Source organism: Achromobacter sp. SIMBA_011, from assembly GCF_046535435.1.
GTDB classification, from domain to species: domain Bacteria; phylum Pseudomonadota; class Gammaproteobacteria; order Burkholderiales; family Burkholderiaceae_B; genus Achromobacter; species Achromobacter dolens.
In genome coordinates, this window is the sequence record NZ_JAWRWN010001194.1 from 1 (window position 1) to 237 (window position 237).

The following is a 237-nucleotide window of genomic DNA, read 5'->3' on the forward strand; positions in this document are numbered from 1 at the left end:
CGCCATTCGAGCGCGCCGAGCAGGCGCACGACGATGAAGTTCAGGCCCAGGTAGATCAGCGCCGCGCACACGAACACCTCGGTCGTCCGGTAGGTCTGCTGGATGATCTGCTGCGCGACGCCCGTCACCTCCCACACGGTCACGAGGCTCGCGAGCGCGGTCGACTTGACCAGCAGCACGGCTTCGGTCGAATACGCGGGCAGGCACTGGCGCAATGCGATCGGGCCGATCACGCGG

The 237-nt window shown here is 67.5% G+C and carries 1 pseudogene; it reads right to left on the reverse strand.

Features of this window, described 5'->3' with window-relative positions:
* Positions 1 to 237, reverse strand: a pseudogene (locus SB816_RS34825) (ABC transporter permease); the annotation flags it as partial.